Origin of the sequence: Dictyobacter kobayashii (assembly GCF_003967555.1) — a bacterium.
GTDB classification, from domain to species: domain Bacteria; phylum Chloroflexota; class Ktedonobacteria; order Ktedonobacterales; family Ktedonobacteraceae; genus Dictyobacter; species Dictyobacter kobayashii.
Window position 1 is genome coordinate 1,779,805 of sequence record NZ_BIFS01000001.1, and the last position, 23,877, is coordinate 1,803,681.

General features: G+C 50.4%; 11 protein-coding genes and 2 pseudogenes. 4 read left to right on the forward strand and 9 right to left on the reverse strand.

Annotated elements, in window-relative coordinates:
- Positions 1–8 precede the first annotated feature (8 nt).
- The 9 genes and pseudogenes from EL645_RS07775 to EL645_RS07815 all read right to left on the reverse strand — a co-directional run bounded on the left by EL645_RS07775 (position 9) and on the right by EL645_RS07815 (position 16,801).
- The gene (locus EL645_RS07775; protein WP_126549493.1) at positions 9–2,426 is read right to left on the reverse strand and encodes a protein kinase domain-containing protein; all 2,418 of its coding nucleotides are present in this window, start codon (positions 2,424–2,426) and stop codon (positions 9–11) included.
- 29 nt (positions 2,427–2,455) lie between these two features.
- Positions 2,456–3,136: a hypothetical protein gene (locus EL645_RS07780; RefSeq protein WP_126549494.1), complete on the reverse strand. Its 681-nt coding sequence runs from the start codon at positions 3,134–3,136 to the stop codon at positions 2,456–2,458.
- Positions 3,082–4,419, reverse strand: coding sequence for a serine/threonine protein kinase (locus EL645_RS44035; protein WP_126549495.1), 1,338 nt, complete (start codon positions 4,417–4,419; stop codon positions 3,082–3,084). The genes EL645_RS07780 and EL645_RS44035 overlap by 55 nt, the downstream gene beginning before the upstream one ends.
- The gene (locus EL645_RS07790) at positions 4,419–4,940 is read right to left on the reverse strand and encodes a serine/threonine protein kinase (RefSeq protein WP_126549496.1); all 522 of its coding nucleotides are present in this window, start codon (positions 4,938–4,940) and stop codon (positions 4,419–4,421) included. The genes EL645_RS44035 and EL645_RS07790 overlap by 1 nt, the downstream gene beginning before the upstream one ends.
- Before the next feature lie 525 nt (positions 4,941–5,465).
- Positions 5,466–6,607 (reverse strand): annotated as a pseudogene (gene dnaJ, locus EL645_RS07795) (molecular chaperone DnaJ).
- Positions 6,608–7,001: 394 nt separating this feature from the next.
- Complete coding sequence (gene dnaK, locus EL645_RS07800; protein WP_126549497.1) at positions 7,002–8,912, reverse strand: molecular chaperone DnaK; 1,911 nt, start codon at positions 8,910–8,912, stop codon at positions 7,002–7,004.
- Between the two features lie 119 nt (positions 8,913–9,031).
- The gene (gene hrcA / locus EL645_RS07805) at positions 9,032–10,135 is read right to left on the reverse strand and encodes a heat-inducible transcriptional repressor HrcA (protein ID WP_161977210.1); all 1,104 of its coding nucleotides are present in this window, start codon (positions 10,133–10,135) and stop codon (positions 9,032–9,034) included.
- A 374-nt stretch (positions 10,136–10,509) separates the two neighbouring features.
- Positions 10,510–13,428: a transglycosylase domain-containing protein gene (locus EL645_RS07810; RefSeq protein WP_126549499.1), complete on the reverse strand. Its 2,919-nt coding sequence runs from the start codon at positions 13,426–13,428 to the stop codon at positions 10,510–10,512.
- 517 nt (positions 13,429–13,945) lie between these two features.
- On the reverse strand, positions 13,946–16,801 hold the full coding sequence (locus EL645_RS07815) for a transglycosylase domain-containing protein (RefSeq protein ID WP_126549500.1): 2,856 nt from the start codon (positions 16,799–16,801) through the stop codon (positions 13,946–13,948).
- Positions 16,802–17,548: 747 nt separating this feature from the next.
- Between EL645_RS07815 and EL645_RS07820 the strand changes: the two genes are divergently transcribed.
- The 4 genes and pseudogenes from EL645_RS07820 to alr all read left to right on the forward strand — a co-directional run bounded on the left by EL645_RS07820 (position 17,549) and on the right by alr (position 23,786).
- A complete protein-coding gene (locus tag EL645_RS07820) occupies positions 17,549–18,283 on the forward strand; it encodes a gluzincin family metallopeptidase (RefSeq protein WP_126549501.1) in 735 nt (244 codons plus the stop codon).
- 5 nt (positions 18,284–18,288) lie between these two features.
- Positions 18,289–19,107 carry a peptidase MA family metallohydrolase gene (locus tag EL645_RS07825; protein WP_126549502.1) on the forward strand — a complete coding sequence of 273 codons (819 nt, stop codon included), beginning with the start codon at positions 18,289–18,291 and terminating at the stop codon, positions 19,105–19,107.
- Between the two features lie 9 nt (positions 19,108–19,116).
- Complete coding sequence (dprA, locus tag EL645_RS07830; protein WP_126549503.1) at positions 19,117–20,283, forward strand: DNA-processing protein DprA; 1,167 nt, start codon at positions 19,117–19,119, stop codon at positions 20,281–20,283.
- An 846-nt stretch (positions 20,284–21,129) separates the two neighbouring features.
- Positions 21,130–23,786 (forward strand): annotated as a pseudogene (gene alr / locus EL645_RS40815) (alanine racemase).
- Positions 23,787–23,877 lie beyond the last annotated feature (91 nt).

Genomic DNA, 23,877 nt, shown 5'->3' on the forward strand with positions numbered 1-23,877 from the left:
CACATAACTCACAGGTGCGCCGGTAGATTTTTAGTGATGGTAAAGGTCGCCAACTGTTGAATATCGTAATGAGCTTGCGTCACCCCTGGATGGATCTGATTGGTTACCGGGTCTAACTTACCAATGTAGGCATAAGTAGTCAGCGTCACCATATCATCCAGCATGTGACCAGCTGCCTCCTGCCTTAATTGGTCAGGGGTGCTATTAAAAAGTTTGACCGCATCCTGCCGTACCGAACTGAGCCAGGAATTGACATTCTGCAACGCCTCAACAATGTGGGCGGCTCGCTGCCGCGTCTCAGGGGTGATATCGCTGGCTTTAGCAACCTGGGCCACATGGAACTGGGTATGATCGGTATAACCCAATGGATTGATCTTACTATAATCGCCCCCTTGATGGGCTGGATCAACGGTCAGCAGTCCAACCGTAGCCCCTAACGGGTCAGCTCGCACCGGCGTATTCGCTGGCATATCGACATGCACATTTTTCAAGCCATCCAGGTAATCTAGCTGGCTGATAAACTGGTTACGCATCAACGCAATCTCAGCATCATCGGTTTGCGCCCCATGCCAGTTATCGCGCGCACTCACCGACCATTCCAGCAGTTTTTCGGTATTTTTGAAGAGCCAGGTATCCAGTCCTCCCGGCAAACCAAGTATGCTGATATCCACCTCGTTATAAAAGAGGTGCCTGATGTGGATCAACGCACTAAAGGCTGCCGCGTCCTGCGCGATAGGCTGCTGGGGCAAGGCGGCATAGTAGCGCCAGGTGGAGCGGTCATTCGACGGAGCGGCATTGGCGCTATTGGCATCTTCCTCGGTAATTAACAAACGGCTGGTAGCTGATAAGAGATTATCATGGTGGGCATCGCCTGGATAGAAGTAATGGATGCGCCCATTCTGCACTGGCAAGCTTTTAGTCAATAACAATGGGGGTTTGATCGGCAAGGGTCCGGTTAAATCATCGCGCCGTAAAGGATTTATATCACCCAGCAGCCAGGCGTGATAGCTCTTACCCGGCTGTAGAGAGGCTACATTCTGCAGATCGATTTGTACCTGATCAGCGATCCCCTGGGCACTATCCAGAGATACCATACCGCTACTGACATAAAAGGCATGCCCATCTGGCTGGGCGGAAAGGGCAGTATATGATGGCAAGACAAAGAAGGCCGCCAGGCCACCGGCAATCAACAGCACAATCAACGCAATGGCCCCGATGATATACCTGGTGGGCACGCGCCGCCGGGCCGAGGGGGGCGGACTATGATGAAGTGGCAAAGCATCAGGGGTCATTACACTCGCAGCAGGCGTAGAACCTTTGAGTGTATTGGTCGGTAAGGATACAGAAGGTGAACTCAGCGGAGCCGCATTGGGAGTTCTTTGAGGAGTTTTTTGTAATTCATCTGCAACCGAAGCGGTAGGTGGTTCACCAGCACCAGCGGCCAATTTAGCATAGTTCATAGCCCCAGAGGGTGAGGAGGCAATTTTCGTATGTTCCAGCACTTCCAGGCGTGTCGGCTCTCCCAGGATTTCAGGTACCGGAACATCAAGGGCCTGCGCGATCGCTGCCGTCATTGCTGAGGCGCTGGCATAGCGCTCATCTGGATTCTTAGCAATGCTGCGCTTGATTACCTGTACCAACGCCGGCGGAATATTGGGATTGATCAAAGTGGGTGAGATAGGAGTGGCATGGACATGCTGCATGATCACTTCCATCGGCGTGTCACCACGAAACGGCAATACACCCGTAACTATCTCATACAGAATAATGCCCAGAGAGTAAAGGTCGCTACGCGCAGTACCGAGCTGCCCTTTGGCCTGCTCGGGTGATATATAGAGTGGGGTGCCTAATTGTACGCCACTCTGGGTATTGGTCAGGGAACTAAGCAGTTTAGCCACCCCAAAATCTGTCAGAATTGGCTCCCCCATAGGATTACGGGCCGTGTTGCGTTTATCCAACAAAATATTAGCCGGCTTAATATCGCGGTGAATCATCCCTTTGCTATGAGCATAATCTATAGCCAGGCTAATCGAGGTAAAAAGATTCACGATTCTGGTCGGGGGAGGAACCTTCCCTACACTGGAAGTTGCGTAGATATACTCAGCCAGCGTCTGCCCCTCGACATAATCCATCACCATGTATGCCAGGGGGAAATAGGCCGTGCCGCTAGCTTCGGGAGGCTGGTAGATCTGAAAATCGTGAATTTGCACGATATTAGGATGATGAAGTGCGGCAATAAGCTGCGCCTCACGCTGAAAACGGGCGACAAAATGCGGATCGTCACGTAAGTTTGGATGCAGCATTTTAATTGCTACATAACGCTGCAACTGAGTATCTAACGCCTTCCAGACCTCTGCCACACCGCCATGGCCCAGACGCTCAATAAGCTCGTATTTATCCAGACGCTGAGGTAGAGCACCATTCATGAATACACCCTCATCTCTCTGTACTGTAACTAAACGCAGGGCCGACTAGTTTCATTGTTGCTACATGCCATAATATCAAAGGTCGCCAGGCGCTGAGCCTCATAATGGATCTGTGAGACCCCTTCTTTCACCTGGTTGGTGGCGGGATCAGTCTCACCGACAAAAGCGTTATTGGCCAGCTTAAACATATGATTAAGCGTCATCATAGTTCCTGGCTGATGCAACTGCTGGGGAGACATATGAATAAGTTGCGCTGCATCGTCGTGAACACCCAGATACCAGCTCTGGACGTTGTTGATAGCAAGATTAATCTCATTAGCCAATTTTTTTTGTGAATCATTCACATTTGGAGAGCTAATGATTTCCCGCAAATGGTTACCAATATGTTTTAAGTAACCGGGCGGCTCCTCACTCTGACTCACCTCCAACAAGGCCACACGGGCAATCTTGGGATCAACCAGGATAGGCTGGATATCAGATGGGATGTTCTCGGTCTGTACATACTGGGTTCCGTCCAGGTAATCCAGTATGCGAACCGCCTGACGCTGTATCAGCCCCGTATTTCCGCTATTGTAGGAATCACGAGCACTACCAGCCCATTCCAATATTTTCAGGCTATTACGGAAAAGCCAGATATCCAGGCCTCCTGTAAGTCCTACCTTCGCCAGTTTAGGGTCCTGGGCCAGCAAGTGTCGCAAATGGTCAAGCAAACTATAATGATTCTGCTTATCCCCCGGATTGGGCACCTGTGAAAAGGCGGCCCATAACGCCAGGTCGCAGGGTCCAGTGAAGGATTAGAAGGTGGTGCAGTCGCATCCTCTTCAGTCACCAGAAAGCGACTGTAGTGAGACAAGAGATTATCGTTCTGATCGCTGTTATATGCCTTGGAAGCATGCCCATTGAGCACTGAGAGCGTCCCCATGGCAATGGGAGGCGAGGCAGGGTTAGAATCGGTATCGCCCAACAACCAGGCATAATAGCCTTTACCTGGTTGCGGGGGCGGTATATTCGTTAAATCTATCTGCAAGCCATCAACAATCCCCTTTGGATTATTGGGATCTAGCAAACCGCTGCTCACAAAGAAGGCATGTCCTGAAAGCGAGGGGGCAGCAATGCTATTATTGTGCTGGGTAGTAAAGAAGGCGGTTAAACCGGCTGCAATCACCAGCAGGCATAGCAAGACCGAACCCACAATTGTCAATGTCCTGGCACGCCGCGTCCTAAACAATCTATTACGCCTGGGTGGAGGTGCCGCTCCAACGGGCAATGAATCGCGTGTCGGCGTAACCGGCAGCGGAGAATGCTGAAGTCGCTGTGTCTCCATTGAAGAAAGCAAATCAGGCTGCTGTGAATGGGCCGTCATATCTGGCTGCGAAGGCGTATGGACACCATCAGGGGTCAAGGCGCGCGCGGAAGAGGTAGGCGCGGAAGATAAAGAGGTGGGAACATTGGTCGCCTGATAGCTACCAGACACATTCCCAACTGGATTTTTCCCAGAAATGGTCTCCTCAGGCAATCCTTGAGCGCGTTGTGGACTCAAGTAGGTGTTATCGTTTATTAGCTGAGCAGATGAAAACCAGGGCGTTAAACGATTGCCGCTGACACCCGCGCCTGATTGTCCCATCCGCGTCATACCTGGAGCGCTCATGACCTTTGCAAGAGCAGCCGTCAGGGCGGCACCATTAGGAAAACGAGCTGAAGGATCTTTGGCCAGGCAACGCAGAATGATCGCCGTCATGCCAGGCACGATATGAGGATTTATCAAGGCCGGTGACATTGGTGCCGCGTGGATATGTTGCAATAACATATCAGAGGTAGTATCACCCTGAAAAGGCAACGTTCCGGTGCAAAGCTCATAGAGCATCACGCCAAGCGAATAGATATCGCTACGGGTGTTAACCGTTTGCCCCTGCGCAACTTCAGGCGAAACATAGCCCGCATCCTCTAGCGAAAGAGTGAGCGGCAGTTGCAGATTGTGCATGCCAAAGCCCACTAATTTTGTCTCTCCCTGAGTTGCATCTTGCCCTCGGGCCGCGTAAACAAGATATGTGTAGGCTTCAAACGACTATGAATAATGCCATGCTGATGGGCGTAGTCCAGAGCAGAACAGATGGGTGCCAGAATATGGTAAATATCGGCCAGGGCAGGGAAGTCACCTCCTCGCGAAGTAGCATCAATATAGTCGGCCAATGACATTCCATCGATATATTCGCGGACGATGCAGGCATTACCTGCGCCAAAGCCATCCGTCTGCTCGGCTAAATCGGTCGAGGGAAAAACTTGCACTTCATAAATCTTCGCAATACTGGGATGATTAAGGATGGTCAGATTCTTGGTTTCGTAGAAAAAACGTGACATGAACCCGCTTGCATTGACCTCTTGCAAATGCAGGATGGTAATCTCTACCTCGCGTTGTTGTTGCCGATCCCAGGCCTTCCATGATTCATACTGATGCGTGCTGCTTAACCTTTGCCGCAGCTCATAAGGACCCAGATAGCGTTGGCTCATACTCATGACGCCCCCCACTCAGTGCTAAAAAGTCGCTATCTCAAGGCGATGCCTCGAATGCACAATTAAAAGCATGCCGCTCAACCGTATGAGCGCAGCTGCCTGGCAGGCGCCCCCGTTTACTCGCCACTGATCAAGTTAAATGGCTGAGCCAGCGGCAGCGGAGCTAGCCGCGTCCAAGCGGCGTTTACGATTGCTTTTCAAAAGCATGCTATGACTTTGCAGCAGGATAGATGTACCCTACTATTCCCAACCACATTACAAGTGCCACGCCAGATCACAGTCAAATCAGTAGTAATTATTTAACACATGGTGCGCTATGTCAATGAACCATTTCACAGTTCATGTTTTCCTCTCCCATATTCTGCATCTATATTATCCAATATACAGCTAGCTTGCTAAAGTTTCCAGTGGCAAGCAACCAAAAATATCAAGGTAAGAGAAAAAAGAAAAGAGCCGAGTCGCCATATCACTTATATTGACGACCCGGCTCTTGAAAAATTGGACAGGAGAATTCCTGTGACTTCAATTTTATTGAAAAACGTCCTTCGTTTTCTCAAAAAGATCACGGAAGATATTTTTACCGTTCTGCTCATTTTGCTCGTTTTCGATACGAGCGAACTCTTCAAGCAAGTGACGCTGTTCTGCTGTCAGGTTGGTCGGAGTAACAACCTTCACAATAACATGCTGATCGCCACGAGCGCTGCTATGTACGACTGGTACGCCCATGCCTTTGAGGCGGAATGAGCGATTGCTCTGTGTGCCGGCCGGAATCTTCAGCATAGTAGATTTGCCATCAACCGTCGGCACTTCTACTTCATCACCCAGGGCTGCCTGTGTAAAGCTGATCGGCAACTCATAAATGATGTCGTTACCCTGGCGTTTGAAGAACTCATGCGACTTGACGGTTAACACGACATACAGGTTACCGGGTGTACCGCCCGAGCGCTCACTTCACCCTCACCGGTAACGCGCACATTGATACCATCATCTACACCGGCGGGAATATTGACCACCACCCGGCGATTATTGCGCACCCGGCCCTGGCCACGGCACTTCTCACAAGGGGTTGTAATAATGCGACCCTCACCACGACAACGCTCACACATTGTCACATTCACAAACTGCCCAAAGATCGACTGCTGTACCCGGCGAATCTCACCAGATCCCTGACAGGCTGGACAACGTTGTGTCGAGGTACCAGGTTGGGCACCATTACCACGGCAGGTCGAACAGGTTTCCCAGCGCGGCAGCTCAATCTCTTTTTGACATCCAAAAACAGCTTCTTCAAAAGAAATGGTCAATTCATAGCGTAAATCTGCCCCACGCTGCGGACCAGAACGTCGCTGCCCACCCGTGGAACCCGAAAAGAATGTTTCAAAGATATCATTGAGATTGCTAAAACCACCAAAGTTATCGAAGCCCGCAGCGCCGCCAGCGCCACTACCAACGCCAGCATGCCCATAACGATCATAAGCGGTACGCTTCTGCTGGTCACTTAAAACCTCATAGGCCTCATTGATCTCGATAAAGCGGGCTTCCGCTCCCTGCTCTTTATTTGCATCAGGGTGATACTGCTTGGCAAGACGGCGAAACGCCTTTTTGATCTCGTCGTCAGTTGCGCTGCGCGATACCCCCAGCACCTCATAATAATCTCTTTTGTTTGCGGCCATCTGCTGGTCCTTTACCCTTAGAAACAGGGCGCGAACGTATCCGCGCTACTGGATGAAAACACGTTTCTACTGTATAAAATTAGACTTTATTGATAAGTTATTGGGTGCATTGCACCCGGCATGCGAAGCGCTTTTTGCATTGCCTTTGCACACATTCTGGCATTGTTTAAGAATACATCATGACACGAAAGATAAGCAATAAGCATAGCCCAAGTAGTAAGCAATGGAAGAACCCTCTTAGTACTCAGACTATATCAAGATATATCAGTGTCACGTCCCTGCGCCAAAACAGGGATATGAGAGGGTAACTGAGCTGTTACCCTCTCATATAGAGGAGATGCTATTGAGTAATTAATCAGAAGTTCCCCAGACAACAATCTCCTCCTTCAGTCAACTACATTTCTTTGTATTCGCCTTCGATGGTGTCATCGTTAGGGCGCGGCTGGTCCTGATCGGCTCCTGGCTGGGCATCGGCATATTCAGCACCGGCGCCACCAGGCTGACCCTGGCCATACATTGACTGGCTGATTTTGAAGAAGGCCTGCTCCAGAGCCTCGCGGGAAGCTTTGATGCGCTCGACATCGTCGGTCGACAGGGCGGTGCGCACGTCGGCAATTTTGCCTTCGAGCTCACTCTTCTGCTCAGCCGAGATCTTGTCGCCAATTTCGGCCAGGCTCTTCTCTGAACGATAGGCTGCGCTATCGGCCAGGTTACGCTCCTCAACCTCTTCTTTGCGGCGCTTGTCTTCCTCAGAATGGGATGCAGCATCATTAACCATTTTGTCGATCTGATCTTTCGAGAGACCGCTAGAAGGCATGATGGTGATCTTCTGCTCACGGCCAGTACCTTTATCACGGGCCGAGACGTTCACGATACCATTGGCATCGATATCGAAGATAACCTCGATCTGTGGCACACCGCGAGGTGCAGGTGGAATACCATCCAGGATAAAGCTACCCAGTGAACGGTTGTCTTTAGCGAATTCGCGCTCACCCTGCAGGATATTAATTTCTACGCTGGGCTGGCTATCACTGGCGGTCGAGAAGACCTGGCTCTTCTGGGTTGGGATGGTGGTATTGCGCTCGATCAAGCGGGTAAAGACACCACCCAGGGTCTCGATACCCAGGGACAGAGGTGTAACATCGAGCAGCAGGACGTCTTTGACGTCACCGGTCAAGACACCAGCCTGAATAGCAGCACCAATGGCTACGACCTCGTCGGGGTTTACACCACGATTGGGCTCGCGATCAAAGATGCGACGTACCAGCGTCTGGACAGCAGGCATACGAGTCTGACCACCGACCATCACCACTTCATTGATATCGCCAGGGCGCACACCGGCATCGGAGAGAGCTTTGGTAACAGGGATACGGGATTTCTCAACCAGATCCTCAACCAGCTGCTCCAATTTGGAACGTGACAGCGTCATGGCCAGGTGTTTTGGACCACTGGCATCAGCGGTAATGAAAGGCAGGTTGATCTCGGTCTGCATCGAGCTGGAGAGCTCTTTTTTCGCTTTCTCAGCAGCCTCTTTCAAACGCTGGAGGGCCATGCGGTCCTGGCGCAGATCGATACCCTGCTCTTTGCGGAACTCATCAGCCAGCCAGGTGATAATGCGCTGGTCGAAGTCATCACCACCCAGGTGGGTATCACCATTGGTGCTCTTCACTTCGAATACGCCATCGCCCAGTTCCAAAATGGAGATATCAAATGTACCACCACCCAGGTCATAGACAGCGATACGCTCGTCTTTCTTTTTATCCAGACCATAGGCCAGTGATGCAGCGGTTGGCTCGTTGATGATACGCAGCACTTCCAGACCAGCAATCTTACCGGAATCTCTTGTTGCCTGGCGCTGAGCATCGTTAAAGTAAGCAGGCACAGTAATGACGGCCTGTGTTACGCGCTCACCCAGGTAAGCTTCAGCATCATTTTTCAACTTCTGCAAGATCATGGCTGAGATTTCTGGAGGGCTATACTGCTTGCCCTGTACCTCTACCCAGGCATCGCCATTAGCGGAGCGCACTACCTTGTAGGGCATCAAACGTTTGTCGCGATCAACTTCAGGATCCTCAAATTTACGACCCATAAAACGTTTGATCGAATAGACTGTATTTTCTGGATTTGTGATAGCCTGACGCTTTGCAACTTCACCAACCAGGCGCTCGCCATTTTTATTGATAGCTACGATAGATGGTGTAGTACGTGCACCTTCTGCGTTAGGAATAACAACAGGTTCTCCACCCTCCATCACCGCCACACACGAGTTTGTCGTTCCAAGATCGATTCCAATAACCTTTGGCACAGTTGCCTCCTAAAAATCAAAATCTCAAGATCTAGCATCCACAGATCAGATCTGCTTTACACAGATCAGATCCACAATCCACAGATCAGATCCAAAATTTATTTATATGTATCTGAGTGTTACTCACATCCATAAACGTCAGCCAGTAGTTCATTCATAACTTCTGCCATATAGCGGACAACCGCAATGGCACGACCATATTGCATACGTGTAGGGCCAATAATACCCAGCAAACCACCCACCTTGCCCTGCTGCCCATAACGCGCCAGGACCAAACTGACATCCTTCATTTCATCCCACTGGTTCTCTCCACCAATGATCACCTGCACACCATCCGTTGAAGGAAGATGCGAGGCCAACACCGGCAAAATGCGTTTCTGCTCGATATCATCCATCACTTTTTGTAGACGTTTGTGTTCAAGCTCTTCAATCATTTTGCGAATACGCTCGGCACGCTCTTCCTCAGGAGGTAAGTGTAGCGAAGCGGGAGAAACAGTGTTGGGGTCTAGAATATTGACGATATCTTCTCCAAAGAAGACATCCCCTTGCATATCGCCATTCTGCTCCAGAATACGAACAATTCCATTTGAAATAATTCGTTCCACGGGAGCGGGATCATAGGTCACGAGAAACTCATTGATCTCATCAGCATTTTTGCCTTGAAACAATGGGTTGAGTCGAGCGGCAATAGCACTCAATTCTTCTTGTTGCGTTGGCGTCTCTAAGAGCAGGCGTTGCTGCTGAATCGACCCATCCATCAGGACCAACACCAGGTGCACCGATAGATCGGTCACAGAGAGCACCTCAAAGTGTTTGAAACGACCTTCACTGGAACGCGGAGGGGTCATTACAGCGGCGCTATGTAGCAAGCGTGCCATTACCGATGCCGTAAGCCGTACCCATTGATCCAGCTGGTCCTGTACTTGATAGAACATATGGCGAATCAGACGCTGCTCATCGAGCAACAATGCCGACTCCTGCATCAGGTGTTCGACAAAGTAGCGATAGCCAAGGTCCGTAGGTACACGACCAGCAGAGGTATGTGGCTGATTAATCAAATTCGCCTCTTCCAATCCTGCTAACTCGTGACGCACGGTGGCAGAACTAAAAGGGAGCTCATACTTACGTACGAGCGTCTCGGACGCAACAGGGGTTGCGTGATGAATGTATTCTTCAACCAGCGCACGCAAAATCTGCTGTTTACGTGGGCTTAGAGGTGTCATGTACTTGCTTCCCTCGATTGTCTTGCTGTACCTCCCTGGCAAGTATCCCGCGCCTGCGATAACAAGGCGGTTTATGGATATGCTCGGATGATACAACATCTGTCAACTGCGATTGCTAGCACTCTCACTTGGAGACTGCAAGTACAGAATAGCACTCTCAAGGGTCGATTGTCAAGTCTCCAGCCAGGCGGTCATACAAGGATATAATTGTGGGTGAAATGAGTAGCGCGACTTTAACGAACATACACTCCTGGAGAAGAACAAACATATTTCTGTATCAGGCAAACAAATAAAGAAGCGTTGCTATAGCAAACTGAATTACCATGGCAACGCTTCTTTACAAACCATATTTCTAATGAACAACTACCAATTGCCTATGGCTGCATTGGCGCCTGCCCATCGATTACATAGTCCATCGTACCACCACCCTGCAGACCAGTCCTGGACGAAAGTGAGGCCCGAGTAACACCAGGAGGAACAGGAAATGTCCAAGTGGGATTCTTTGAGAAGCGGAAATTATATTTACTGCACGCAACGCCATCGCCATATTGAGCATATGCGCCAGTTGTATTCTGGTTACAATATCCCAGCGTGCTTTCGATGACATTGTGCCAGATGGGGGCGGCACCAGTAATACCGATAACGTTTCGCATCGGTGAATTATCGGCGTTACCAACCCAGACAGCTACGGTCACGTCTGGCGTATAACCAATCGTCCAGTTATCTCTAAACAGATCGGTCGTACCAGTTTTGGCCGCCACTTGATGAGCACAATAAAAATTCACGGCACAATTTGGATCAATATCAGTGAACGATAGGTCATGGTCACCAGAGAATTCTACCAGGCGATCCGGCTCATCAATCAAGACCGAAGTCATCAAGTAAGAGACCTGGGGACTAAAAACACGGCCACCAACAGGCTTATTAGTATTATAGTGATATAGATTGTGGCCTAAATTATCCCAGACATCCAGGATACTCTGTGGCTGAACACGTACGCCATTATTAGCGAAGGTCTCATAAGCATTGGCCATTTGCAGGGGCGAAACATCCCTGGCACCGATGGCCCAGGCCAGACCATCATTGACCTGATTGTTGACGCCCAGGCGCTGCATGGTATTTAAAACGGCATTACCGCCTGCAAATTGCATGGTCTTAATGGCCGCAATGTTTAGAGAGCCAGCGGTCGATTGGCGAACAGTAAAGGGCTGAAAATGCCAAGTTTGTCCATAGTCCGAGGGAGCATAGAACAGGCCCGCCTTCGACATAGCATTAATCTGATCCTGCGATGTTGGTATTTGTACCCCTGCAGTACTGCCAGTGGGAAAGAATGTTTCATTGTCCTGCAAAACTATAGCGGGATTCCAACCCATCTGGAAGGCAGTGGCATAGTCAAAAGGTTTAAAGGTTGATCCAGGCGGGCGAGCATTAATGGCCGCATTAAACTGACCATTAACAGTAGGATCAGTGGAATTAAAGTCTGCGCTCCCATTCATACCCAGAATCTCACCGGTCTTTGAATCCATGACAACTACTGCTGCATTATGCACGTTATTGTCTGTACTCAAAGTCAAGTTATAGCCAGTGACCTTCTGTATATCTGGCTGATAGATATGGCGCGTGATCTCATTCTGTGTATAATTGACCAGGTTGATATCAATGGTTGTGCGTATGTTGTAGCCACCGGTCTGGAAGGCATGCAGACCAGCGTTACCACCACCCAGCGCCTGCACCATCTGGTCAATTACATACTGCACAAAGTGCGGGGCCTTCATGATACGCTGATACGGATGGAAGGTTTGTTTGGCCATCAGGTCTTCTGCCTGCTTGGCGATCGCCTCTGTAATGGGAGGACCATCGGCCTGGCCATTCACGGTCATCCCCTGAGTAATCATGGCGTTCAGCACCAGTTTCTGGCGATCCAGGGCACGCTGTTTGTTTTCAGCTCCCATGGTTGGATCAGTAGCACTGGGTGCATTGGGCTGTCCGGCCAGGAATGAAGCGCGAGCCAGGCCGAGAATAGGGTCATGCTTCCTGGTCCTGGTATTGTAGTCCAGGTTAGAAATACCTGGCGTACAGGGCTGGTTAACTTTACAGGTTGGCTTCAGGCCAAAATAATCTTCAGCCGCTACCTCAACACCATAGGTCTGCGCTCCAAAGGGAGCTACATTGAAGTACATCTCCATGATCTTAGACTTGGAATACTGCTGTGTCAGGCCGATGGCCATGGCCGCCTCGGTCAACTTACGCTGGTAGGTCGGATTAGTATCCCTGGTCAGGTTCTTGATCACCTGTTGGGTCAGGGTACTGGCACCACCATAGCCGCTTGAACCTGCGCGCACAATTGCCAGCGGATCAATGCCCGCATTGGTCCAGAAGGTCTTGTCCTCGATGGACGTCATGGCATTCTGCATGATCAATGGAATATCTTCATAGCGCACGGTGACACGGCGACCACTGTAGGCAGAGGTGGTATTGTCATATGCCTCGTACAGCAAGACGCCATTACGATCATAGATACGTGTATTCTGGTCGATATGCTGATTGGCATATTCTTCCATGCGCGGCTGCTGCTGCACATAATAGCTATAGCCATAAGCACTACTGCCAAAGGAGGTCAGCAATACCAATACCAGCAGGGTCGCCAGGGTAATCGCCAGCACCCGGCCAACGCCGCCCTGACGCGATTTCAGGCGTCGCTGGCGTATATGCTGATTGATCCGTAAAACACGTGAACGTTTCCAGGGACGCGATGGCCGCGACGGCGACATCTCCACACCTGGCATGGAAGCTGGCCGATAGCGATCCAGATAAGGCGCGGGCGGCTGCACCTGGTGACCTGCGACCGAAGCAAATTTACCTGACCAGCGCCGCATCATATCGACGGTATTGGACAACAGGCCATGGCGCTGCTGGGGGGTCATAGACTGAGGCTGAGGCTGGCGCGGATACTGCTGTCCCGGTTGAGGGGCAACAGGGGACCATTGCTGATTTCCTGCATTATATGGCTGTGGCGACTGCGACCTCTGCTGCATACCAGGATTAGCTTGCGACGGAGAAAACTGTCCTTGCTGTGAAGTTGGGGATTGTTGTTGAAATCCCCCACGCAACAATGATGAATTGTTACGCTGAGGACCGGCTGGCGATGAGGCAGAATTCGCTCCCGGCATAGATCGCGCATCAGGTATACCTTGATCAGGTTGTTGTGTTTTATAGTTGCTTAAAAGGCCCCCGGTTTTAGGAGGGGGTTTAGGTTGATTTGTATCTGAATTCTGATTCCAATTATCACTCATACATCATCCTCATGTTAGTACAGTGTATAGTCTCTGCCTGCAATATATAAATACATCTATATATTGCCTATACCACCGTCAAACAAAATAATAGTCGTCCCCGCTCCTTCCTCTCTTCTCATATCAGAGAAAGCAACAAGATCGGTATTCTTCTATTCTAAAGAAGAAAAAACGTCAGATCCAGTTACATTTGGAGGACGCCAGCCAGTATATATAGGGACCCTCACCACCTACTTTTCCCAGCATTCGGCCATCCACATCGTGCATCATAAATAGTGTCCCGAATTACCTATCTCAACGAACCGGATGACACACGTTAACACAGTCCCCTATTTGGGGGATATATAATGAGACTTCTTCTTTATTACTACTAAATTATGTGCGTTTACATGTGCAAGAATAAGCCACTCAGCAACAAGAATATACTGCTAAGTGACGTATTCCTGCAAATTACGCGTGAATAGATAAGAAGGCTCTCCTATTAAAAGGCCAACGAGCTATCAATCATCCCTATTTACTAAGGAAGCTGGGAAGATAGTACCCAATCAGCCTGTCCATTTCCTGGCAAAGCGGTAAAGGCAGACGGATTGACCAGTTCAAGGCCAGCTGGTACCGGAAAGGTCCATTGCGGATGGGCAGAAAAACGAAAATGATAATCAGGTCCGCAGGCAATCTGGTCGGCGCTGGCGAAAGCATTGGTGTGGGGAGCGTATTGATTACAATGATCCAGGACCCGTTCCATCACGCTATGCCAGATGGGCCCGGCCCCGGTAATGCCAATGACATCGTTCATCTTTTCATTGTTAGCGTTGCCCACCCAGACACCTACCACAACGTCAGGGGTATAGCCAATCGTCCAGTTGTCTCTGAAGTCATCGGTCGTGCCAGTTTTGGCCGCCACCTGTCGGCTACAAGCAAAGCGCGAATAGGCACAATTGGCATCCATATCGGCAAAAGATAAATCATGATCCGAGCCAAATTCATAGGCCCGGGAGGGTTCGTCCGACAACACTGAAGTCATCATGTAGGCAACCTGTGGCGAGAAGACCCGGCCAGCAGGCGGCGTCGCCCCATCATAGTGATAGAGGTTGTGACCATAGTTATCCCAGATATCCAGCACACTCTGAGGCGGAATACGCACACCCTGATTGGCAAAGGTTTGATAGGCATCCACCATTTGCAGCGGTGAGATATCCTTTGAACCCAGAGCCCAGGCCAGGCCAGTATTGGCCTGCGTCGTAATGCCAAGTCGGCGCGTCGTAGCCAGCACCTGGTTGGCACTGGCAAACTGCATCGTCTTGATCGCCGGAATATTATACGAATTGGCGGTACCAATCCGTAGCGTCACCGGTTGATTGGTATAGGTATGTCCATAATCATATGGCGCATAGATAGTCGAATGCTTGGATAATGCATCCTTATCCGTGTGCGGCATCGGTGTACCGGGAGCGGCCCCATTAGGGAAGTAGGTGCGGTTATCTGTCAACACAATACCGGGATTCCAGCCCATCTGGAAGGCGGTAGCATATTCAAACGGTTTAAAGGTTGAGCCAGGTGGGCGTGTATTGATTGCCGCGTTAAACTGGCCTCCCACACGCGGATCCAGCGAATTATAGTCAGCGCTCCCATTCATAGCCAGAATCTCGCCAGTTTTCGCATCCATCACCACCACCGCGGCTGAGTGCAGATTATTATAACTACTCAAAGTCGCATAATAGCCGCGCAACTTCTGATACTCAGGCTGATCAATGTGACGTTTCACAGCCCGCTCCACATAGTCCTGCAAATTGACATCTATGGTGGTGCGAATATTCAATCCAGCCTTCTGGAATACCTCATAGCCAGTGGCGATATCGCCATTGCCAAGAGCGGTTGAGACCTGATTGATGACCCAATCCACAAAATGGGGAGCGCGTTTGGTACGTGCATAACTCCTGAAATTTGTATGTATCATCAGCCGCTGGGCTTTCTTGATAATAGTAGGAGTAATCAGACCCAGCCCATCTACAAAGATATGTTGCTCCATCATCTGCTGCAAAACCAGCCACTGACGCGCAATGGCCCGTTGTTTGGCATCCGGGCCGGTAGTTGGATCGTTATAGCCCGGTTGATTGGGCATGCCAGCCAGTAGCGAGGCACGTGCCAGGCCCAGCAAGGGATCATTTTTTCCGGTTGCCTGATTATAATTTAGTTTGGCAATGCCAGGGATGCATTTTTGATTGGTTCTACAGGTTGGTTGCAAGCCAAAATAATCTTCCGCCGCTACCTCGACACCATAGGTTTGACTCCCGAAAGGAGCTATATTGAAATACATCTCAAGAATTTTGCTTTTAGGATATTGCTGTGTCAGGCCAACGGCCATAGCCGCTTCGGTAATTTTACGCTCAAGGGCGTACTCCCGCTTATTGGATAGATTTTTAATCACCTGTTGCGTCAACGTGCTGGCGCCCCCATACTGCCTGGCTGCGGCCCGAATGATGGCGGCAGGCTCAATACCAGCATTGGTCCAGAAAGTCTTATCTTCAATGGCCACCATAGCATCCTGCATCACCCTGGGAACATCTTCATATCTGATCGCGGTACGCCGGCCATCCTGCCTGGAGTTTTGATCATACGCTTCAAACAAGAGCACATTATTGCGATCATAGATGCGCGTACTCTGGGCAATGTGCGCATTGGCCAGTTCATCCACCCGTGGCAATTGCTGCTCATAATATCCATAACTATAAGCCCCACCAGTAATAAATATGAGCCCCAGCACCGACGTGATGGCCATCAACATAGCCATCCAGAGATGGCGGGGAGCGCGCTGCCAGCGTGCGCGCCGCTGCTTCATCTGCATTGCGATGCGCAGGGTGCGAGAACGGCGCCAGGGCGTTTTCCGTTGCGGCCGGGGCATCTGCCGCTCAACAGTGGCTGCTTCCGCCGGAGATGGGCTATGATAGCGCTCCATAAAAGGAGCCGGAGGTTGCACTCTATGGCCAGCGACGGCCGCCACCTTACCCGACCAATGGCGCACCATATTCACGGTATTGGCCAATAGACCTGGTGAGCGCAATAACAGTCCTCGTCCAGGAACAGTACTAGCAGAAACACCCATAGAAGAAACAGGCAATTGGAGCTGACCACGCGAGCGAGGAGAAGACGCAGTAGGAAGAGAGGTTGATCCCTTCTCGGACGAACCTGGCAAAGAGGGGGGTCCAAATTGTCCTGGTGTTAATGGTGAAGATTGTACTGGCTCCAGTCCTGATTGCGATATCGACGCCTGTTGTTGTTGACGATAGTTACTTAAAAGCCCTCCCGTCTTTGGTGGTGTGCTATCTTCAATCCGTGGTTGATGACTATCAGCTTGCTGATCCAGGTTATTACTCATAAACTAAGTATCCTCATGATTACCCGATGCCTGTCTACCAAAGGAAACCTCTTCAGTTATTCCCAATGAGAACTGCTTCATTGCTGTCCGGTCCTCTGCACATGTACAAAAGACAAAAGGAGAAACAGGAAAATTATATGCTGAAGTATACCCGAGTGGTAAACAGCCTCCCTTCCACACATTTCCCCGATTCGGTCGTTTGCGGTGGGTAAACACAATCCGAACCTCGTTTATATTAAACGAACAACTATGAGATAAATTAACACTCCCTTTTATCTATTAGCAGCACTTAGAGATTCTTTCCTAATTCTCGGTCTTTGATTCCTATGCATACGTGCGCAGCCGCGCCCGACCCCTTTTCTCAGGTGGTGTGGAAAGTGTGCGCTGCACACTTTCCACACCACCTGAGAAAAAATTATTTTGAGCATTGAAGGCGTGAAAATGCAGGCTCGATATTGCAGAGAGAAAGAGAAGCACACACAGCTCTCCGTCCTTTAAGGGAAACGGGGTGCAGAGGCTGTTGCTTTTGCATCCCACTTCCCTATTATTTTTATTATATTTGCAGAAAATGTGTAAAACACATTTTCTGCAAATATAATAAAGCAGCTCGGGCGCGGCTGCGCACGCAGTCTCTGTGAGCCTGGACAAGCCATGCGTACTATATGGATGAGTAAAGTAAGACAGCCGATATTCTGATCATATATAATAAGAATTGATATTCTCGAATTGGCACAAGGAGTTTGATCTATGCGCTTGAGTTTCATACATATTACCGGGCGCCTTCTTATTTTTCTATCAATTATTATTATCATATTGGCAAATCTATCTTCTCACGCCCATGCAGCTGTTGCGGCTGAGCCGATCAGCGTAAGCTCAGAGACGGCTACACTTAACTTTCCAAAATCTATGGATTTTCAATTGGATGCTCACGATGCGGCAACACCGTTAGAGCTTGCTACACTCTCACTTGATTTCAATTATGAGCATATGACAGAAGTGCATGCTGTAGCTCATACACAGGCCCACGATATACTCTTTCAATGGCATGAGGTTTTTGATCAGCAGCATTTTATGCCGGTCGGAACTATTCTCACTTACCATTGGACCATCGAGGATATAAACGGCCATCAATATGATAGTGAGGCCAAGAAATTTCAGATTACTGATACGCGTTTCCAGTGGCAACATCTCTCTCAAGGGCTCTACCAGGTCAACTGGTATAATCGTTCAACGGACTTTGGGCAGATCTTGCTTACACAGACCACCAATAGTTTGAAGCGTATCTATACAAATCTGGGCACGCCATTGCAGAAGCCGGTTAATCTATGGGTATATGACAACAATGATGATTTTCATAGCTCACTCCCTCCAGACACAGTTGAATGGGTCGGAGGGGTCACTTTCTTCCAGCTTAACCAGGCATCTGTCGTCGTTAGTGGACCAGACGATATCACCTTGAGCCGCGATCTCCCCATGAACTAACACACCTGGTCTTTCATCAGGCTGCCCAGGGTAATGTCCCAACCTGGTTTGATGAGGGTCTGGCCGTCTACAATCAGGCCTACCATGAAGCCAATATGCAAAATACATTTAATGATGAGCTCACCAAACACAGCCTGCTTCCGTTGCAAGGTTTAGATGCTTCATTTCCCAGGGATGCACAAAAAGCCTACCAGGCATATGCTCAGAGCTGGAAGCTGGTTAGTTATATGTATGCAACGTTCGGGCTTAAAAAGATGGCGGCACTAATTCAAGCAACCCATAGCACAGATCAATCATTTGATAGCGATCTACAAAAATCACTGGGCGTAGATTCATCACAGTTGGAGAACCAGTGGCACCTTCGCCTCAATCAACCAGCCACTTTATCAGGTACCCAACAAACGCAACAACCGGCAACCCCAGCGGTTGACAGTAAACCAGTGGTAGCAGCAGATACCAGTGATAGCTATTTAATAGCGGCCGGGGGACTTTTAATAGTAGTGCCACTGCTAGGCGGTATTGCTCTGTTAGTCTTTGTATTGATTAACCGCCGCAAAGTCAGGGCGCAGGCGGCATTACAGCAAGTACCAAACTCCATGTACCCAGGAAACTATATCAATTACAGCGGTCCAGATCGACAGCAACCCAATCACCATTATAGTCAACCATCGGCATATAGCCCTGCAGGACCATACGGGCCGGCAGAACAATACGCCAACACAGCAAACAGTGTTCCTCCCTCTTACTCTGCTTATCAACCCTATCCATGGGGAAATCCAGAGGTGACGACAATGGAGGAGCCTAAGCTAAATATAGAGGAGTAAAGCAACATTATGGGCAAGAAGCAGCGGCGGGTGGAAGTGTATGATCCCTTAGCCCGATATTATCCTTCAGATGCGCTCTCTTTAGAGGAACTAGCGTACTGGATCGCCTTTAGTCGCGTCATGGGCATTGGTCCGGTACGCTTTCAAATGTTATTAGATTATTTCGAGGAAGATGTGGCCCGCGCCTGGCAGGCGACTGCCCATGAACTGGCCTGCGTGGGCCTGGATCAGCGCACCATTGAGAGTTTCCTGAAACAGCGCGCCTGCATTGATCCCCCTCACGAATTAAAGCGCATAGAAAAACTACGCATCCAGGTGATCACCTGGAAGGACGCCTTATATCCTCCCTTATTGCGCAAAATTGAGTATTCCCCACCTGTACTATATGCCTGCGGGCAATTGACCTCAGACGATCTACACTACAGTATTGGTGTCGTTGGCACGCGCAAAATGAGCCACTATGGACGCCAGGTTACAGAACATTTTACAAAGGAACTGGTAAAGGGGCGTATCACTATTGTCAGTGGCCTGGCCCTGGGAGTAGATACGGTAGCCCATAATACGGCACTCGACAATGGCGGACGCACGATTGCTGTCTTAGCCTGTGGATTAGATACCATCTATCCACCGGAGAATTATCACCTGGCCAGGCAGATTGTTGATTCGGGACAAGGCGTACTACTAACCGCGTTTCCGCTGGGTATAAAACCTGAAGCGGGCAACTTTCCAGCGCGCAACCACATCATCTCAGGGCTCTCCCTGGGTGTGCTGGTCACAGAAGCCCCTCCCAAAAGCGGAGCCCTGATTACGGCCAACTCAGCCCTGACCCAGGGTCGAGAGGTCTATGCGGTCCCTAGCAACATCTTTTCAGCCAACGGAGCGGGCGTCAACAAACTTATTCGGGATGGCGCACACCCGGTCACGGATGTCAGCGATATTCTGGATCACCTCAATATCCACACCGTACCTCAAGACGAAACGCTTACGCTGCGCCAGCCGGCGAACCAGGAGGAAAGGGTTTTGCTGGCCCTGTTGACCCGCGAACCCCAACATATAGATGATCTGATCCGTGCCTCTGGCTTCGCCGCCCATACTGTCACAGCCACCCTGACCATCCTGGAATTAGATGGTCTTATCAAACATGTTGGCAATATGCAATATATGCTGAGCATATAACAATAAGTGCTCACACTGGCTCTGGTACGTGCGCTGACGCGCCCGAACAAAATTTCTTTTGTGCTGAAAAAGTGCGCAGGGCGCACTTTTTCAGCACAAAAGAAATTTTGCACTATAATTATTGTTTTGGTTCTCATATTTTTGGTTCTCCGTCCTTCCGGGGGAAGGACGGAGAGGGTGGGTGGCGAGGACACCTCGCGCTCCGTCAGGGGCTACCGCCCCTGCACCCCGCTTTCCCCCTAAAGGACATAGGCCCATATTTTTTATTATTTGACGCATAAAATGCAGAATAAACATCTTACATACCACATAATAAAAATCATGCTATACAACAAGACTCTCATGTCTGGCGACACCATCCGACATGAAAACGCTCATTTTCAGAGGAGATAAGCCTCATACAAATTTTCTTGTGTGGTGCAGGAGGGCGGCGAGCCCTCCTGCCGGGGCGCAGGGTGTCCCCGCCAAACCTCTCTTTTCTTTTTTCGCGCCGCCACAGGCGGCGCGAAAGGGAAAAGGTTAGGGCGGGGACACCCCGCGCCCCGGCAGGGAAGACCCTGCACCACCAGTTTTGGAAACTTTTTCAAAAGTTAGGGTGACTCATAAAGAAAAAAGGTGCGGGTGCGCCAGCGCACGTCCGCACGGGGGAAATATTCAGACAACATATAATAAACACAGGTGTATACCAATGTATAAAAATTCATACACGATCATAGGGATAGCAGTGATATGGTAATCTTAAGCAAGGAAGAGTATTATCTCGCCTTATGGATCAAAGCAGATGGTAAAAAATATACACACCATCACGCTACACATTACACATCTAATTTAACATAGAGGAATACCATGATCTATCTTGATCACCTATTGAGAGCAACGCAAGGTAGCCTGCGTCAGCGGAGTAAGTATACCCATTTCCGGGCATTTAGCCACGATACACGCCAGGTGATGCCCAACGAAATGTTTGTTGCGGTACGCGGAGAACGAGGCAATGGCCATGATTATGTACTCGATGCCATCCGCAAAGGAGCAGTTGGGCTTCTACTAGAGGAGCAGGTGTTTCAACATTTTTCCGAACAGACTAAATCCGCCCTTGCCAGTGAAGAGGTCTCAATAGTTGTGGTTGAGGATACACGCGTGGCCCTGCAACAATACGCCAGCGCGATCCTGGAAATCTGGCATCCCACGGTTATTGCTGTCACTGGCAGCGTAGGCAAGACGAGTACCAAAGAGGCCATCGCAACCGTACTCTCGCGCCAGTTTACAACCTTTCGCAGCTGGCAAAATTATAACGATATGCTAGGAATTCCGCTATCACTGGGACGTCTGGAAGCACGACATGAATATGCCGTCATTGAACTGGGCTGTGACCATCCCGGCGAAATCGCCGCCCTCTGTCGTATGTTACGTCCACAGATTGGCGTCCTGACTAATATCAGCCCCGTTCAACTCCAATATTTTAGCTCACTTGAACATTTAGCCTTTGAGCTAGGTACCCTGCTCACCAGTTTGCCCGAGGGCGGACAATTCTTCTATAACCAGAATGATCCAATCATTCAGTCCATGCTGGAGCAACATGTGCACCAGGTCTTACGCACCGTAACCTGCCATCCCTTCTTGCCAGACACCATGGGAAAGGCTGCTGAACGCCGCCAGGTGACAGTCGGCTGGAATGGCATCCAGGGAACAATCACGCGTCCAGGCAACGGAGAACATGGGAAAGGCGAGCATAATGGGGCGACGCTCCAATTAAGCTCACAACTATTGGGAGAGCACAACTTTGCTACCATGCTAGCCGCTCACCAGATTGGGCTTAGCCGTGGCATCTATCCAACCCTGGTCGAACAGGCACTGACCACTTTGAAGCCTCAATCAGGCCGGCTCAATCCACTCCCTGGTATTCGACAATCAATGTTGCTGGACGACACCCATAACGCGGCGCCCGCCTCTGTCAAAGCAGGCTTACAGACACTCAGTGCATTAGCTGGAGAGCAGAGTCAGCGCATCGCGATCCTGGGTGACATGCTGCATCTAGGTGATTTTGAAGCGGAAGCGCACCGCTCCATCGGGCAAGAAATTACCCACTACGTCGACTATCTAATCACGCGTGGTGAATGGGCCACCTTGATCGCCGAAGAAGCGCAAATGGCAGGTATGGATACTGAACATATCATCATGACTTCAACCCACGAAGATGCCGCACAGGCGGCGCGCCGCATTCTGGCATCTCTTCCTGATGCCGACAAAAATGCGGTAATCTTAATCAAGGGTTCGGAAGAGACACGCATGGAACGGGTTACCGAGTTGCTGATGGCTCGTCCCTGGGAGGCCTCAGAACTGCTGGTACGCCAGACGCCCGGCTGGAAAAAGACCATTTTCCGACACGCCGAGCGTCCGACCTGGGTGGAAATCGACCTGAACGCCATCGGCAGCAATACGCGCCATATCGCATCCATGGTAGGACCCCAGACGCAGGTCCTGGTCGCACTCAAAGCCGATGCATATGGACATGGCGCCCTCAAAGTCGCCCGCACAGTGCTGCAAAATGGGGCCAGTATGCTTGGGGTAGCGACGGTTAGCGAAGCCCTACCCTTGCGCGAGGCGCATATTAACGCCCCAATTCTTGTCTTTGGCTATGTACCGCGCTGGCAAATGCGCGAAGCCCTGCGTTTAGGCGTCAGTGTGACCATCTACTCCAAAGAAGAGGCGCAGGCACTTTCACAGGCAGCACAGGCGTTGGATAAAACGGTCAAGGTCCATGTCAAAGTCGATACCGGCATGGGACGGCTGGGCATTCGTTTTGAAGAGCTACCAGCTATCATAGAACTGGTGCGTGAAGCTGGCCAACTCTCAGGGCTAGAACTCGAAGGTCTCTACACCCACTTCGCCCAGGCCGACGCTGAAGACCAGAGCCATGTGCGTCTGCAACTCGCTCGCTTCCAGGAGGTCTTACAGGCATTGGAGGCAGAAGGGCTGCGTCCACCAATCGTCCATGCCGCTAATAGTGCTGCCACATTAACCATCCCCGAAGCACGCTTCGATATGGTACGCCCTGGTATCGCCATCTATGGATTGGACCCATCCCCCTATGTACGACTGCCAGAAGGCTTCCGGGCCGCCCTCTCATTTAAGACGCAGGTATCGCAGGTGAAATGGGTACCCGCTGGTGAGGGTATCAGTTATGGCAGTACATATGTCACAGAACGTCCCACACGTATCGCCGTCCTACCCGTTGGCTACGCCGATGGCTTTCGCCGCAGTCCGCAGAACTGGGGAGTGTCCTTATTCATGGTCAAGAAGCGCCGCTCATTGGCCGTGTATGTATGGACCAGAGCATGATCGATGTCACCCATATTCCACAGGCACGCATGGGCGATGAAGTGGTATTGATCGGCCACCAGGGGGAAGCGACCCTCACAGCGGAAGAAATTGCCAGCCGACTGGGCACCATCAACTACGAGGTCGTCTCAGAATTGCTCGCCCGGGTCCCGCGCGTGGATTAATCCAGCTTGAGTTAGCCCGACCGCCACTACAACCGGCTGCGTCGATAATACGTAACAGAGATGAAGAGAATAAACTCATGATTGCAGAACG